Origin of the sequence: Novosphingobium sp. NDB2Meth1 (genome assembly GCF_900117425.1) — a bacterium.
Taxonomy (GTDB): Bacteria; Pseudomonadota; Alphaproteobacteria; order Sphingomonadales; family Sphingomonadaceae; genus Novosphingobium.
This window is the reverse complement of the sequence record NZ_FPEH01000014.1, coordinates 90,620-105,348: the sequence shown is the minus strand read 5'-3', so window position 1 is coordinate 105,348 and position 14,729 is coordinate 90,620. Positions and strand designations below refer to the sequence as shown.

Below are 14,729 nucleotides of genomic sequence, written 5' to 3'. Positions count from 1 at the left end.
CAATGTTCGATCCCGACTACGATCTCTTCCTCGGCATCGTCGAAGCCGGCTCGATCTCCGCTGCGGCCCGCGCGCGCGGCATTTCCACCGCCGCGCTTTCCAAGCGCCTCGTCCGCCTCGAGGAGCGTCTCTCCGCCCGCCTCGTCAACCGCACTACCCGCCGCCTCGCGCTCACCCCGGCCGGGCAGGACCTGCACGATGCCCTGCTTCCGTTGCGCACCAGTCTCAAGGCCGCCGAAGAGCGCGTCAGCGGTCGCCACGCCCATGTGCGCGGCCCTCTCAACGTCACCGCCCCCACTTCGTTCGGCCGCATGCATGTCGTCCCCCACGTGCCCACCTTCCTCGCAGCCCATCCGGACGTCCGCCTCCAGCTCGATCTCTCCGACGAGTTCGCCGACCTGCTCGACGGCAGCTGCGACCTTGCCATCCGCATCGGCGCGCGGATCGGCAACGGTCTTGTCGGCCACCGCCTCGGCACCAGCCACCGCGTGCTCTGCGCCGCGCCCGCCTATCTCGCCCAGTTCGGCACGCCAAAGACCTTGGCAGACCTGCGGCACCACCGCGTGCTGGCCACCGTCAGCCAGCTCCCCTGGCAGCTCGATGGCCCCGAAGGCACCGTCACGCATTCCGGCCAGAGCCACGTCCGCACCAATTCCAGCGAAGTCGTGCGCGAACTCGCGCTTGGCGGTTGCGGCATCGCGCTGCGCTCGCTGTGGGATGTGCACGAAGCGCTGGAATCAGGCGCTCTGGCCCGCGTCCTCCCGCAATACCAAGGCTCGCAGGATGTCGGCATCTACGCCGTCCATGCGCCAACGCCCGCCCTGCCTGCGCGGATCGAAGCCTTTATCGCGCATCTTGGCGCCCACCTGCAGGCGGGCAGCGGCCTTGGTCAGGCCCCAGATTTCTAGGCGGTGACTTTCATGCAGGCGATCCCCCGCGCCGTCAGCCGCGAGCAGATCGCAAAGGCATCCGGCCCGGAGGCGCGCAGCCGGTAGACCTGCATCTGGCGGACCACCGCGGGAATGATCACCGGATCGAGCGCCTGCAGTTCCGGTTCGCTTTCCGAGAGCTCCTGCCACAGGTCGTCCGCGCCCTCGACATCGGGCGTTGCGGCCAGCTGGATCGTCTGGCGCTGGCCCTGAACTGGCTGCGGCGCGGGTCCATGTACGGGCTTGGGTGCATCCATCGGCGGGGGCAAATAGGCCTGCCGCACCGGCGGTTCGCGAAACGGCGGAGGCAGCCCCAGCGCCGCGCTCTTCGCGGCTTCGGCATAGGCCAACGGCTCACGCAGGATCACCACCGACGTGGAAGCTGGATTGGTCAGCGCATAGAGCTGCCGCGCGAAGTCCATCGGCAGGCGGATGCAGCCGTGCGAGGCCGGATAGCCTGTCACCCGCCCGGCATGGAGTGCCACCCCGCGCCAGGTCAGCCGCTGCATATAGGGCATCGGCGCGTTGCCATAGGTGCGCGAGCGATGCTTCACATGCTTCTGCAGGATCGTGAACGTCCCTGCCGGCGTGCCATAGCCGCGCTTCCCGGTGGAGACAGTGGTCGAGCCCCACTCCGCGCCATCCTTGAACACGAAGAGCCGCTGCGACGCGATGCTCACCACGATCAGCACCCCCCGGTGCGCGGCAGACGCCGGCGTCGGCGGAGGCGGCGCCTGCGGCGCACCGTCAAGCGCCGGATCGGGACCGCATTGCGCGCCACTCGTTGCAAACTGCACCGGAGTTGCCGCCACGGCCGCCCGGTCGGAAAACGCGAAAAGCGCCAGCCCGCCGCATCCCAGCAGCGCCAGCGCCATTGCCGTCATGACGGAGACTCGTCCCTTAGCCCACCCCATGGTTTATGGTTAACGGATCGTTACCTTACGCGACACTGCTTTTTGCGCCGCACCGGGGCGCGCCGCCTGCCCTAACGGGAAAGCGCCAGCCGCTCGCCGCCCGCCTGCCAGCCACCGCCCAGCGCGCGGAATGCCGCAACACCAGCCCGCGCAGCTTCAGCCCTGGCGGCGATCGCGGAATCCTCGGCGTCAAGCCGCTGCCGCTCCACGTTCAGCGCCTCGACACGGCTGACCGCTCCGGCGCGAAACGCTGTCTCGATTCGCCGCCGGCTGTCGCCCAGCCGCGCGGCGACGGTAGCTGCTGCATCGGCCTGCTCGCTGCGCTTGGTCAGCGCGAGGAGCGCATTCTCGCCTTCGGCAGCAGCCTGCAGCGCCGTCTGCTGCCATTGCGCCACCGCTTCCTTGAGCCGCGCCTCGGCCGCCTTCTGCTGCGCCCGCAGCCGCCCGCCAGTGAACACCGGCACGCTGAAGCCCCCACTTGCCCCTGTCTGCACAGCACCGCCGGTGAACAGGTTGCTCATCCCGTTGGCGACGAACCCGGCAAACCCCGATATCGTGAACCGCGGATAGCGCGCCCGGATCGCCTCGGCCACGCGCGCATCGCTCGCCGCGACCAGCCGCTCCGCCGCGACCACATCGGGCCGCCGCGCCAGCAGCGAGGCCGGACCATCGGGCACCGCAGGTGCACGCACGGCGGGGATCGCGCCGCTGCCCGTCTCTGCCGCAGCTTGCCCGGGCGCGCGGCCAAGCAGCACGTCAAGCCGGTTTCGCTCAACTTCCAGCGCCGTTTCCAGCGCCGGCACCGCCGATGTCGCGCCCGCCAGTTCCGCGCCGCTGCGGTCGGTCTCGGTCAGCGCCGCAACCCCGCGCTCCGCCCGCTGGCGAAGCAGCGCATCCGCGTCGCGTGCCGCATCGACACGCGCCTTGGCGAGCGCAAGCCGCGCCTCGATCGCGCGCACGTCGATGTAGGTGTTCACCACTTCCGCCGCGATCGTCAGCCGGGCGCCCGCAAGGCCCGCATCCGCCGCGCCTGCTTCCGCCCGCGCCGCACGCGCCCCGGCGGAGAGCCGCCCGAACAGATCAAGCTCCCACGAAGCCGCGCCATTGAGGCCATATTGCTCGACGGTACGTTTGAAGCCGGGAAAACGCGAGAAGGCGCGCCCCTGCACGTCCTCGATCGATTGCTGCTTGAACCCGCCCGATCCGTCGAGCGAGGCCTTCGGCAGCAGCGCGCCCTTGGCCGCCTTCAGCCCCGCTGCCGCCTGCTCCAGCCGCGCGGCCGCAGCGGCGATATCGAGATTGCCGGAAAGCGCCGTGTCCACCAATCGGTCCAGCACCGGATCCCCGAAGCTCTTCCACCAGCCCTCGGCAAGGGGCACGCTGTCCGCAGCAACCGGTGCATTGCGGAACGCCGTACTCAACGCAGGCGGCGGGGGCACGCGGTGCGACGCAGCCAACGCATCGGGCGTTGCTGCGCCGAGCAGAAGGAGGGCAGTGGTTGCGGCAAGAAAAGTCCGCATCGGATAGAGTCCTTGACCTGTGAATGATGAAAGAATATATCCGTTTTCATGAAAATCAATCCCGCTGTTTCAGAAAAACGCAAGGCTGGTCGCCCGACCGTGGATCGCCGCGACGAGATCCTTGACGCGGCCGAGCAGCTCTATGACGCGATGGGGTTCGAGAAAGTCACGGTGACCGACGTCGCGCGCGTGCTCGGCATGTCGCCGGCCAATCTCTATCGCAGCTTCGCCAATCGGCAGGCGATCGACGAGGCGGTAACCAAGCGCACGCTCGCCACGGTGGAAGACGCCGCCTGGCAGGTCGCGCGCACTGCCGCTGCTGACCCGATCGCCGCGTTCCGCCAGCTCTGCAGTGATATCGCTCTGAAAATGAGTGACATTCTGTTCCGAAGTGGCCGTGCGAGCGATCTTTGCCTGGCCGCCACACGCGGCCACTGGCCGCCGGTGCGTGATTTCACCGACACACTGCACGGCGTGATCCGCCACGTCATCGCCGAAGGCCAGCGCCAGGGCGTGATGCGCGCCGACCTCCCGCTCGAGCAGACATCGGCCACGGTGGTAAGCGCGATGGTCAAGGTGTGGCACCCGGTCATGCTCGACACCTTTGGCGTTGCAGATCTCGAAAGCGAGACAGCGGCGCTCACGCGACTCGTGCTGAACGCCCTCCAATCAGAAAAATGAAAAACGATATTTCTTTTCATCTTTTCTAAAAGCCTCACTGCGACTATATCGGAGTCGTCAGCGCCCCGAGGGGCATGGAGGCTTTGATGCGGTCGCAGTCCAGATCCCGGCATTTCGTCCTTTTCGCCGCGCTTGCCGGCAGCACGTTCCTCGCCGGCTGCTCGGGCGCTCCTTCCGCCCAGACCGCCGAGCCACTTGTCGCAACAGCGGTGGCACAAGGCGAAGGCGGCGCGGCAGGCGAAGCCTATACCGGCACGGTCCACGCCCGCACTGAAAGCGTGCTCGCCTTCCGCGTCCCCGGCAAGATCGTCGCCCGCCTCGTCGATGCGGGTGCCCATGTCCGCGCGGGACAGCCGCTCTACCGGCTCGACGCGCGCGATCTCGGCCTTGCCGCCTCCGCCGCTGCCGACAGGGTCCGCGCTGCACAGGCCGATGCTGCACGCACCGCGGCAGACGAAGCCCGCCTGCGCCCGCTCGTCGCCACCGGCGCCATCTCGCCCTCCACTTATGACGGCGCCCGCGCGGCGCGCGATGCTGCAGCCGCTACGCTCTCCGCCGCCCGCGCCGCCGCCAGCAACGCATCGAACGAACGCGGTTATGCTGTGCTGGTTGCGGATGCTGACGGTATCGTAACCGAACTGCTCGCCGAGGCCGGACAAGTCGTCGCCGCCGGAACCCCGGTCCTGCGCCTCGCCCGCAGCGGCGCCCGCGAAGCGCTCGTTGCCGTGCCCGAAACCGCGCTCGCCGCGTTGCCGAAGTCCGCGCAGGCCGCAGTCTACGGTCGGAGCGCCCCCGTCACCGCCACCTTGCGCGAGGTTGCCGGGGCCGCCGATCCGCTGACCCGCACATTTGCCGCGCGCTACGTCCTCTCCGGTGCCGCGGAAGACGCTCCGCTCGGTGCGACCATCACCGTCCGCCTGCCCGGCGCCTCATCCGCCACCAGCCGCGTACCGCTCGGCGCGCTGGTCGATCTGGGCAAAGGCCAGGGCGTGTGGGTCATCCAGCCCGACCGCAGCCTGCTCTTCCGCCCGGCCCAGCCCTTGCGCCTGACCGAAGAAGAAGCCTTCCTCCCTGCCTCAGCCCTGCCTCCCGGCACCCGCGTCGTCGCGCTGGGCGGCCAGCTGCTGCGCCCCGGCCAGAAAGTCCACCTTATCGAAGGACAAGTCCGGTGAAGGGCCCCAACCTCTCCTCGATCGCGGTCAAGGAACCGTCGGTCACGCTGTTCCTGCTGCTTGCCGCGATGGCGGCCGGCATCTTCGCCTTCTTCCAGCTCGGCCGCGCGGAGGACCCCAGTTTCACCCTGAAGGTGCTCACCGTCACGGCGGTCTGGCCCGGTGCGTCCGCGCGCGAGATGCAGGACCAGGTCGCCGACCGGCTCGAGAAGCGCATCCAGGAACTGCCCTGGTCGGACCGCATCGAGACGCAGGCCCGCCCCGGCCTCGTCACCCTTACGGTCGTCTTCAGCGACAAGACGCCGCCCAGCGAGGTGCCTGAAATGCTCTATCAGGCGCGCAAGAAGATGAGCGACGAAGCGATCAATCTCCCGCGCGGCGTGATCGGCCCGATCGTCAACGACGAGTATTCCGACGTCTTCTTCTCGCTCATCGCCGTTCAAGCGAAGGGCCTCCCCCACCGCGCGCTGATCGAGCGGACCGAGGCGATCCGCAGCGAACTCCAGCAGGTCAAGGGCGTCAAGAAGGTCGTCCTCATCGGCGAACAGCGCCCGCGCATCTATGTCGAGATTTCCAACCGCAAGCTGGCGACATTGGGCCTCGGCGCCGACGCCGTGCTGGGCGCGCTGGCGAACCAGAACCTGATCCAACCCGCTGCCCAGTTCGAGACCTCCTCGCGCCTCGTGCCGATCCGCGTGACTGGCGCCTTCGATGATCTCGATGCCGTGCGCGCCACGCCGATCGCCGCCGGTGGCCGCGTGCTGCACGTGGGCGACGTGGCCGAAGTGAAGCGCGGCTACGAGGACCCGCCGACCTATCAGGTGCGCCATCAGGGCGGCGAGGCCGTCATGCTCGGCGTGGTCATGCAGGACAAGTACAATGGCCTCGCGCTGGGCGGCGAACTCAGTGCCAAGCTCTCGGACGTGCGCGCAAGGCTGCCGCTTGGCGTCACCGTCACCGAAGTCGCCGATCAGGCCGCCAACATCAGCGAGGCTTACGGCGAGTTCATGCTGAAATTCGCGGTCGCGCTCAGCGTCGTCATGGTCGTCAGCCTCATCGCGCTCGGCTGGCGCGTGGGCATCGTCGTCGCGCTCTCGGTGCCGCTGACGCTCGCCGCCGTCTTCGTGATCATGCTGATGACCGGCCGCCAGTTCGACCGCATCACCCTGGGCGCGCTGATCCTCAGCCTCGGCCTGCTTGTCGACGACGCGATCATCGCGATCGAGATGATGGTGGTGAAACTGGAGGAAGGCATGAGCCGCGTCGAATCCGCCACCTTCGCTTGGGGTGCGACCGCCGGGCCGATGCTGGCGGGCACCATTGTCACCATCGTCGGCTTTCTACCCGTCGGCTTCGCGCGCTCCACCGCGGGCGAATATGCCGGCAACATCTTCTGGATCGTCGGCTTCGCGCTCCTCGTCTCGTGGATCGTCGCGGTCTATTTCACCCCCTATCTCGGCGTGAAGCTGCTGCCCGATATCAAGCCGGTCGAAGGCGGCCACGATGCCATCTACGCAACACCGCGCTACCAGCAGCTGCGCCACTGGATCACCCGCAGCGTGGCGCAGCGCGGGCGGCTGACCATCGGCGTGGTGCTCGCGATGGTGCTTGCGGGCGTGCTCCTTGTCGTCGCCATCCCCAAGCAGTTCTTCCCGATCTCGGACCGGCCGGAATTGCTGATCGAGGTCTACAATCCCCATGGCTCAAGCCTCGCTGCCACCCGCAGCGTGGTCGAGAAGATCGAGCACGATCTCCTCACCCGGCCCGACATGAAGGGCGAAGCGCGCTATGTGAACAGCTACCTCGGCGGCGGCGCCCCGCGCTTCTTTCTCTCGCTCAATCCCGAACCCGCCGACCCTTCGTTCGCCAAGCTGATCGTGCTCACCCACAGCCCCGCCTCTCGCGACCGGCTGCGCCTGGCGGTGCAGAAGCGCGCCGCAGAAGGTGCCTACCAGGGCGCCCGCGTCCGCGCGCTGAGCCTCCTGTTCGGGCCGCCGGTGCCCTATCCCGTGGCCTTCCGCGTTACCGGCCCGGACCCCGACCAGCTGCGCCGCATCGCCGCCGAGGTTTCGGAGGTTGTCCGCGCCAACCCGAACACCGTCGCCGTCAACACCGACTGGGGTGACCGCACGCCGTCCGTCACGCTTCAGTTCGACAACGACCGCCTGCGCCTGCTCGGGCTCGATCCGGCCAGTGTTTCCCGGCAAGTCTATGCGCTGATCTCGGGCGCCACCGTCAGCCAGGCCCGCTACGGCGACCGCACCACTGATGTCGTCGTGCGCACCCCGGGCGCCGAACGGCATGCGCTCGGCGATCTCGGCAGCCTCGTTATCGGCACGGCGAACGGGACAGGCGTGACGCTTTCACAAGTCGCGAAAATCGTGCCCACCAGCGAGGACCCGCTGCTCATGCGCCGCAACCGCGCGCCGACAATGACCGTACGCGCCGATATCACCAAGGGCATCCAGCCCGCCGACGTCACCGCAGCGATCCAGCCCAAACTGCAACCACTGATCGACAAGCTGCCCGCCGGCTATGCCATCGTCACCGCCGGTTCGGTCGAGGAGGCGGGCAAGGCCAACGCCGCACTGGCACCGCTGTTCCCGATCATGATCGGCTTCATGCTGCTCGTTCTGATGCTGCAGACCCGCTCGTTCCGCATGACCGGCCTCGTCTTCGCGACCGCTCCCTTGGGCCTGCTCGGCGCGATCCCGGCGTTGCTCGTCACAGGGTTCGCCTTCGGGTTCAACGCGATCCTTGGCCTGATCGGCCTCGCCGGGATCCTCATGCGCAACACGCTGATCCTCGTCGACCAGATCGACAGCGAACGCGCGCGGGGGCTGGGCCTTGAAGAAGCGGTGATCGAGGCGACCGTCCGCCGCGCGCGGCCGGTGCTGCTCACCGCGCTCGCCGCCGTGCTCGCCTTCCTGCCGCTGACGCTGTCCAGCTTCTGGGGCCCGCTCGCGGTCGTGCTGATCGGCGGTACACTTGTCGGCACCGCCCTCACGCTGTTCTTCCTCCCCGCGCTCTACGCGCTGTGGATGGTGCGGCGCTGAAGCCCTCTCCCCTTGAGGGGAGAGGGTTGGGAGAGGGGAACGGCCCTCACCAGCTGCCGGTATTCTCCATGCTCGCCCACGGCTCGGCGGGTTCGAGGTGGCCATCCTGCAGCAACTCGATCGAGATGCCGTCGGGGCTCTTCACGAAGGCCATGTGCCCATCGCGCGGGGGACGGTGGATGATGTGGCCCGCCGCGTGGATCTTCGCGCAAGTCTCGTAGATGTTGCTCACCCGGTAGGCGAGGTGGCCGAAGTTGCGCCCGCCGGTGTATACTTCGCCCGCGCTGCCGTCTTCGGGCGGCCAGTTGTAGGTCAGCTCGACCTCGGCCACGCCTTCCTCGCCCGGCGCCGCAAGGAAAATCAGCGTGAAGCGGCCCTTCTCGCTGGAGAACCGGCGAACTTCCTTCACGCCGAAGAGTTCGAAGAAGGCGATCGTCGCCTCCGGGTCGGTCACGCGGATCATCGCATGGAGGAACTTGGTCACCGTAGTGTCTCCTTGGTCATTCAAACTCGGTTCATCGACAGAATCGCACAGTTCATCGCAGGGCGAGACGCCCGACAGGGAGACCATGCAGCCATGACTACCGATAGTGAGCCCGCCGCCGATTCCCAATCCTTTCTTGGCCGCCTCGCCCCGTCAGGCATTGCGCGCCCGATGCTGGCCGCTGCCGGCGTGCTTGCGGTCGGCATGGTTGTCGGCGGCTATCTCCTCGGCGACGGCCTGCGCCGCAGCCGGGAGGCGGACCGTGCCGTCACCGTGCGCGGCCTTGCCGAGCGCGAAGTGACCGCCGATCTCGCCACCTGGACCATCGCCTACTCCGCCACGGCCGAAGACATGGGCAGCGCGCAGGCCAGCGTCGATCACGACAGCCAGGAAATCCGCGCCTTCTTCGCCGGCCTCGGCTTCCCCGCCGAAGCACTCCAGCCGACCGGCGTCAACGTCAGCACCAGCACCGACAACGGCGTTACGCGTTTCACCGTCCGCCAGCGCATGGCGCTGCGCACCACCGACATCCGCCGCGCGCAGGATGCCGTGCGCCGCCAGTTCGACCTCGTCCGGCGCGGCGTGATGCTCGAGGAAGGGTCCGGCATGGCCTATACCTTCACCGGGCTCGACAAGATCAAGCCCGCCATGGTGGCCGAGGCGACCAAGGACGCCCGCCGGTCCGCCGAACAGTTCGCCAAAGACAGCGGCACCGGCGTCGGCGGAATCAAGAACGCGACGCAGGGCTACTTCGAAGTCAGCGCGCGCGACGGGGATGGCGGCGGCGGCTGGGGTGTGTCGGACACGCCGTTCAAGAAAGTCCGCGTCGTCACCACGATCGATTTCTATCTGCGCTGACCGAACTGCAACGGGCTCAGAACGAGGCGGTCAGCGAGACCACGCCGACCGGCTTGGTCGTGCGGAAGTAGACGTTCGAGCACGCCGCGATCAGGGCGGGCGAGGAGGCACGGCTGCACAGACCGCGCCCGGCAAAGTCGCTGCGGGTCATGCATGTGCCGACTACTCAGGCATTGAGCGCGAGGTTCATATACCTTGCGGTAATCCCGACGTTCTAATCGGTGGATTCCTTCGGGAAGCCGCCGCCGGTGTGCGCGATGTGCGAATGGACGCTCAACGGAGTGCCCAGGATCGCGCAGCCCAGCTCGGCATAGACATAGGTATTGCCGCGATGGGGCGACGTGAAGTTACAGTTGAGCACGTTCTGCACGGGCGCCGCTACGGCGAGGCACAGGGCAGCAAAGGTTGCGGCCATGAGGGCCTTGCTGGACATACGCATGCGGGTTCCCTTGTTCCGTGGTTCGCGTCGTTCCGCCCGCACCAGAGCGTGCCAACGGCTGGTCGCGCCTTTCCCACGGTCTGTTGCAATTCCGCACCATGCAACACGCTCGCCTTGTATGGCCAAAACGAAGGCCCATATATCTTTAGTCAGGCCGGTTATTGATGCTCAAACTGCTGCGTTCCCTTCTCGACTACCGCACCGAGCCGGAGGTGACTCCATCGGTCCCGGACGGTCAGCGCGTCTACGCGATCGGCGATATACACGGCCGCTACGACTTGCTGTGCCGGATGATCGCGCGGATCGAAGCCGATGAAGTCGGTCGCCCCGCTGCGGATACGACTGTCATCCTGCTTGGCGACCTTGTCGATCGTGGGCCGGACAGCGCGGGCGTGATCGCCACCGCACGCGAATGGGCCAAGCGCCGGAAGGTGCGCATCCTTGCCGGCAATCACGAGGAAATGTTCCTCGGCAGCTTCGAGCGCGATGATACGCTGCGCCATTTCCTCCGCCATGGCGGACGCGAAACCTTGCTCAGCTACCCCATCGAGCCCGACGTCTACAGCCGCGCCACGCTCGAGGAATTGCGCGCAATCATGCGCGAGGTGGTTCCGGCGGAAGATGTCGAGTTCATGATGTCGATGGAAGACCGTATCCAGATCGGCGACTACGTCTTCGTGCATGCCGGTGTGCGCCCGGGCGTTCCGCTCGAGGAGCAGAAGGTCTCGGACTTGCGCTGGATCCGCGGCGAGTTCATCGAAGGCCCGGAAACGCGCAATTTCGCGGTCGTCCATGGCCACACGATCCTCGAGACCCCGCACGTCTCGCCGCTGCGCATCAGTCTCGATACGGGCGCCTATTCTTCCGGCCTGCTTTCAGCCATCGGTCTCGAAGGAACCGCGCGCTGGCTGATTTCGGTGCAAGGCGAACCGGCAGCGGAAGCGGCCTAGTCGTCGAACAGGACGGTGCGCACCGCGCCGTCCGCCCGGTACACGGGCGAATCACGGCTCACTTCGTACATCCGGTTCCACGTCGCTGTTGGCCCCAGCCCGACGAGCGCATCGCGCATCTGCGCATAATAGGTGTGCTGGAAATGCGCGACGAGCGAGGCATGGTCCTCCCACAGCTCGTGCACTGTCACCCGGTTCGGTACGCAGGGATCGGCGGCAAAGCAATACTCGAGGCAGCCGGGCTCCTCGGTGCGCGTCTTCCACTGGATCGGGCCCGTCGCCCGCACCGCTTCATCCCGCGTGGCCTCGTCGGCAAACTCCAGATAGGCGTGGATGACGACCTGCGGCATGGCGAAATCTCCTCTCGCCCGCCAGTCAAGCACAGTGCGCCCGGAGGCGCCCCTATTGATAAACGCAGGTGTCGTAGTCCGCGCGCACCGTCGTGACCCGCTTGGCAATCACGTTGCCATGGCGCCGCGTGAAGCCGGTCGCCCCCGTCACCGCGCGCACTTTGGGCTGCGGGAAGGCCGCAGCAATCCGCGCCGCCTCGACCCGGCTCAGCTGCGCGGCGGATTTCCTGTAATAGCGCTGCGCCCCGGCCTCGACGCCATAAGTCCCGATCCCCGTCTCGGCGACATTGAGGTAGACTTCCATGATCCGCCGCTTGCCCCAGATCGTCTCGATCAGCACGGTGAACCAGGCCTCCAGCGCCTTCCTGAGATAGCCGCCACCCTGCCACAGGAACACGTTCTTGGCGGTCTGCTGGCTGATCGTGGAGCCGCCGCGAATGCGCCCGCCTTGCTGGTTGCGTTCCCATGCTTTCAGGATCGCCTCCTGATCGAATCCGTGGTGCTCGCAGAACTTGCCGTCCTCGCCGGCAATCGCGGCATCGACCATGTTGCGGTCGATCCGGGAAAGCGGCACCCATTCCTTGGTGATGCCGTTGGGATCGAAGATCATCGTCAGCGTGACGGGCACCGGCACGAAGCGGTAGACCACCACCATCGTCACGCTGAGGAACAGGAACGCCGCGACCAGCCGTGTCAGCAGCCAGGCAGATTGATACAGCAGACCCGGGCGGCGGCGGCGCGCGGGAAAGTAGCCTTCATTCCGCAGCTGTTTCAGTTCATCATCCATCGGGCGCGAATATTACCCGGCGCGGCGCGGCTTGCAATCGGGTGCGGAACGGGTTTGCACTAGCACATGCAGGTCGATTCCCTGTGCATCATTCGCGCCGATCGAATGCGGTCCGCGCCGCCTCCACCTTGCGCAGATTCGCCTCGGCCCACAGCCACACGCCGCAGAACGCCTCGCTGAGGCTGCTGCCGAGCGAGGTCAGGCAGTAGTCGACGTGCGGCGGCACCACCGGATGCACCGTCCGCTCGACCAGCCCGTCGCGCTCCATCTGGCGCAAGGTCTGCGTCAGCATCTTCTGGCTGATGCCGGGCACGCGCCGCCCCAGCTGGGTGAAGCGCTGGAGCCCATGCTCCTCCAGTGCTTCAAGCACCAGCATGGTCCACTTGTCCGCCACCCGCCCGATCAGATCATCGACCAGCGCGCTGACCCGCTCGTCGGCCATCACCTCCGCTTCGCTGCGCATCGACACTTACTCCGCAGTTAGTACCGCACAAAAAGGTGCCTACTTTCCAAAAGAGAGCACAGGACTAGAACAGCGCCATCGACCCCGCAAGCACTGGATTCGCGCCCATGAAGATCTCCGGCAACACCATCCTCCTTTCCGGCGGCGGCACCGGCATCGGCCGCCGTCTCGCCCAGCGCTGGCACGATGCCGGCAATACGGTCATCGTCACCGGGCGCACCCTCGCGAGCCTCGAGGAAACCATCGCGGGCCGGCCCAATCTCCACGCCCGCGTGCTTGACGTGACCGACCCGGCTGCCATCATCGCTTGCGCAGCCGGCATCACCGCCGAGTTTCCCGCGCTCAACATCCTCGTCAACAACGCGGGCATCATGCGCTTCGAAGACCTCACCGCCCCGCGCGACATGGGCGATGTCGAGGCGACGATCGCGACCAACCTGACGGCTCCGATCCGCCTGACCGATGCGCTGATCACTCATCTCAAAGCGCAGGACCATGCCGCCGTCGTTATGGTCTCCTCCGGTCTCGCTTTCGTGCCGATGGCCGTCACGCCCACCTACAACGCCACCAAGGCCGCGATTCATTCCTACAGCCAGTCGCTGCGCCATCAGTTGGCGGGCCAGGTCGAAGTGATCGAACTCGCCCCGCCCGCGGTGCAGACCGACCTCACCCCCGGCCAGTCCACCCGCGCGAACTACCTGCCGCTGGAGACCTTCATCGACCAGACCATGGCGCTGTTCGAGCAGCAGCCGACGCCGGCGGAAATCCTCGTCCCCAACGTCCTGTTCTTGCGCAATGCCGAAGCCGAAGGCCGCTACGCCGCCGCGTTCGCCGTGCTGAACCGCGATTTCGGGCACAACTGAAGCGCCGCACCCGGCCTTCTTCAGCCACCTCGTCAGCCAAGCCTCGTCACCCGCGTCGTCACCCACAGCGTCACCCACATCTCGTCATTGCGAGCGCAGCGAAGCAACCCAGAGCGTCACGCACTGCGCCCCTGGATTGCTTCGCTCCACTTGCCACAACGAACGGCGCAGGGCTCCTCAAACAAAAAACGGCCGGGGTCACCCCCGGCCGCCTTTGCATCCAAACTCCGCCCGATCAGGCCGTCAGCAGATGCCGCTCGCCGGCGATGCGCTGCATCGCCTTCTGCAGCTTCTCGAACGCGCGCACCTCGATCTGGCGCACGCGTTCGCGGCTGACGTTGTAGACCTGGCTCAGTTCCTCCAGCGTCTTGGGCTCGTCGATCAGGCGCCGGTCGGTCAGGATATGACGCTCACGCTCTGAAAGGCTGTCCATCGCCTCGACCAGCAGGGCATGGCGCAGATGCGCTTCCTCGGCGTCGGCCACGGTCTCGTCCTGAAGCGGGCTGTCGTCGACCAGCCAGTCCTGCCACGAACCTTCGCCGTCCTCGCGCACCGAGACGTTGAGGCTGGCATCGCCGCCCATCATCATGCGCCGGTTCATGTTGACGACTTCGGTCTCGGACACGCCGAGGTCGGTCGCGATCTTCTTCACGTCGTCCGGATGCAGATCCGAATCCTCGAACGCCTCAAGGTTCTTCTTCATCCGCCTGAGGTTGAAGAACAGCTTCTTCTGCGCCGCGGTGGTGCCCATCTTCACGAGGCTCCACGAGCGCAGGATGAACTCCTGGATCGAAGCCTTGATCCACCACATCGCATAGGTCGCGAGGCGGAAGCCGCGGTCGGGCTCAAACTTCTTGACGCCCTGCATCAGGCCGATGTTACCTTCGGAGATCAGCTCGCTGACCGGCAGGCCATAGCCGCGATAGCCCATGGCGATCTTGGCCACGAGCCGCAGGTGGCTGGTCACCAGCTGCGCAGCGGCCTCCGGATCGCCATGCTCCTGATAACGCTTGGCGAGCATGTATTCCTGCTCGGCCGTGAGCACGGGGAACTTGCGGATCTCGGCGAGATAGCGATTGAGCCCCGCTTCACCGCCGCCAAGGGCAGGGACCAGCGCGGTCGATTTCTTCTCAGACACCAGAACACATCCTTTCGCCGCGCCCGCTGGGAGAGGGAGGGGGCGCGAACCTCATCGGCCTGACCCGGCCAAGGCTGTGTCGCGATACGTTCGCGGCTTGTTCCGATATATCCAAGCCGGTCGAG

The 14,729-nt window shown here is 66.9% G+C and carries 16 protein-coding genes; 7 read left to right on the top strand and 9 right to left on the bottom strand.

Features of this window, described 5'->3' with window-relative positions; translation table 11 throughout:
• Window positions 1–2: 2 nt before the first annotated feature.
• Window positions 3–908: a LysR family transcriptional regulator gene (locus NDB2M1_RS07510; RefSeq protein ID WP_072381042.1), complete on the top strand. Its 906-nt coding sequence runs from the start codon at window positions 3–5 to the stop codon at window positions 906–908.
• Here the strand turns inward: NDB2M1_RS07510 and NDB2M1_RS07505 are convergent.
• Together NDB2M1_RS07505 and NDB2M1_RS07500 are read right to left on the bottom strand one after the other, a co-directional pair.
• A complete protein-coding gene (locus NDB2M1_RS07505; RefSeq protein WP_253185809.1) occupies window positions 905–1,813 on the bottom strand; it encodes a L,D-transpeptidase family protein in 909 nt (302 codons plus the stop codon). The two genes, NDB2M1_RS07510 and NDB2M1_RS07505, sit on opposite strands and share 4 nt — an antisense overlap.
• Before the next feature lie 101 nt (window positions 1,814–1,914).
• On the bottom strand, window positions 1,915–3,363 hold the full coding sequence (locus NDB2M1_RS07500; protein ID WP_072381037.1) for an efflux transporter outer membrane subunit: 1,449 nt from the start codon (window positions 3,361–3,363) through the stop codon (window positions 1,915–1,917).
• A gap of 48 nt (window positions 3,364–3,411) precedes the next feature.
• On the opposite strand from NDB2M1_RS07500, the gene NDB2M1_RS07495 reads away from it, so the two are divergent.
• The 3 genes from NDB2M1_RS07495 (at window position 3,412) to NDB2M1_RS07485 (ending at window position 8,272) form a co-directional block, all read left to right on the top strand.
• A complete protein-coding gene (locus NDB2M1_RS07495) occupies window positions 3,412–4,044 on the top strand; it encodes a TetR/AcrR family transcriptional regulator (protein WP_072381035.1) in 633 nt (210 codons plus the stop codon).
• Window positions 4,045–4,130: 86 nt separating this feature from the next.
• Complete coding sequence (locus NDB2M1_RS07490; protein WP_072381678.1) at window positions 4,131–5,216, top strand: efflux RND transporter periplasmic adaptor subunit; 1,086 nt, start codon at window positions 4,131–4,133, stop codon at window positions 5,214–5,216.
• A complete protein-coding gene (locus tag NDB2M1_RS07485) occupies window positions 5,213–8,272 on the top strand; it encodes an efflux RND transporter permease subunit (protein WP_072381033.1) in 3,060 nt (1,019 codons plus the stop codon). Before NDB2M1_RS07490 ends, NDB2M1_RS07485 begins: the two co-directional genes overlap by 4 nt.
• Window positions 8,273–8,318: 46 nt before the next feature.
• Here NDB2M1_RS07485 and NDB2M1_RS07480 read toward each other — a convergent pair whose 3' ends face one another.
• Complete coding sequence (locus NDB2M1_RS07480) at window positions 8,319–8,756, bottom strand: VOC family protein (protein ID WP_072381676.1); 438 nt, start codon at window positions 8,754–8,756, stop codon at window positions 8,319–8,321.
• Window positions 8,757–8,927: 171 nt separating this feature from the next.
• On the opposite strand from NDB2M1_RS07480, the gene NDB2M1_RS07475 reads away from it, so the two are divergent.
• On the top strand, window positions 8,928–9,614 hold the full coding sequence (locus NDB2M1_RS07475) for an SIMPL domain-containing protein (RefSeq protein ID WP_054121559.1): 687 nt from the start codon (window positions 8,928–8,930) through the stop codon (window positions 9,612–9,614).
• Between the two features lie 16 nt (window positions 9,615–9,630).
• Here NDB2M1_RS07475 and NDB2M1_RS23310 read toward each other — a convergent pair whose 3' ends face one another.
• Both NDB2M1_RS23310 and NDB2M1_RS07470 read right to left on the bottom strand, forming a co-directional pair.
• On the bottom strand, window positions 9,631–9,765 hold the full coding sequence (locus tag NDB2M1_RS23310; protein ID WP_256374886.1) for a hypothetical protein: 135 nt from the start codon (window positions 9,763–9,765) through the stop codon (window positions 9,631–9,633).
• Window positions 9,766–9,828: 63 nt separating this feature from the next.
• Window positions 9,829–10,047, bottom strand: coding sequence for a hypothetical protein (locus tag NDB2M1_RS07470; protein ID WP_072381031.1), 219 nt, complete (start codon window positions 10,045–10,047; stop codon window positions 9,829–9,831).
• Window positions 10,048–10,217: 170 nt separating this feature from the next.
• Here NDB2M1_RS07470 and NDB2M1_RS07465 point away from each other — a divergent pair, with 170 nt between their 5' ends.
• The gene (locus NDB2M1_RS07465) at window positions 10,218–11,003 is read left to right on the top strand and encodes a metallophosphoesterase family protein (RefSeq protein ID WP_054121557.1); all 786 of its coding nucleotides are present in this window, start codon (window positions 10,218–10,220) and stop codon (window positions 11,001–11,003) included.
• Here NDB2M1_RS07465 and NDB2M1_RS07460 read toward each other — a convergent pair.
• The 3 genes from NDB2M1_RS07460 to NDB2M1_RS07450 form a co-directional block, all read right to left on the bottom strand.
• A complete protein-coding gene (locus NDB2M1_RS07460; RefSeq protein ID WP_072381029.1) occupies window positions 11,000–11,353 on the bottom strand; it encodes a putative quinol monooxygenase in 354 nt (117 codons plus the stop codon). The two genes, NDB2M1_RS07465 and NDB2M1_RS07460, sit on opposite strands and share 4 nt — an antisense overlap.
• Window positions 11,354–11,405: 52 nt before the next feature.
• Window positions 11,406–12,140 (bottom strand): monofunctional biosynthetic peptidoglycan transglycosylase, encoded by a 735-nt coding sequence (mtgA, locus tag NDB2M1_RS07455; RefSeq protein ID WP_072381027.1) that lies wholly within the window; start codon window positions 12,138–12,140, stop codon window positions 11,406–11,408.
• 88 nt (window positions 12,141–12,228) lie between these two features.
• Window positions 12,229–12,603 carry a winged helix-turn-helix transcriptional regulator gene (locus tag NDB2M1_RS07450; RefSeq protein WP_072381025.1) on the bottom strand — a complete coding sequence of 125 codons (375 nt, stop codon included), beginning with the start codon at window positions 12,601–12,603 and terminating at the stop codon, window positions 12,229–12,231.
• A 107-nt stretch (window positions 12,604–12,710) separates the two neighbouring features.
• Here NDB2M1_RS07450 and NDB2M1_RS07445 point away from each other — a divergent pair, with 107 nt between their 5' ends.
• The gene (locus NDB2M1_RS07445; RefSeq protein ID WP_072381023.1) at window positions 12,711–13,466 is read left to right on the top strand and encodes an SDR family oxidoreductase; all 756 of its coding nucleotides are present in this window, start codon (window positions 12,711–12,713) and stop codon (window positions 13,464–13,466) included.
• A 235-nt stretch (window positions 13,467–13,701) separates the two neighbouring features.
• Here the strand turns inward: NDB2M1_RS07445 and rpoH are convergent, their stop codons facing one another.
• Window positions 13,702–14,604 carry an RNA polymerase sigma factor RpoH gene (rpoH, locus tag NDB2M1_RS07440; protein WP_072381021.1) on the bottom strand — a complete coding sequence of 301 codons (903 nt, stop codon included), beginning with the start codon at window positions 14,602–14,604 and terminating at the stop codon, window positions 13,702–13,704.
• Between the last annotated feature and the right edge of the window lie 125 nt (window positions 14,605–14,729).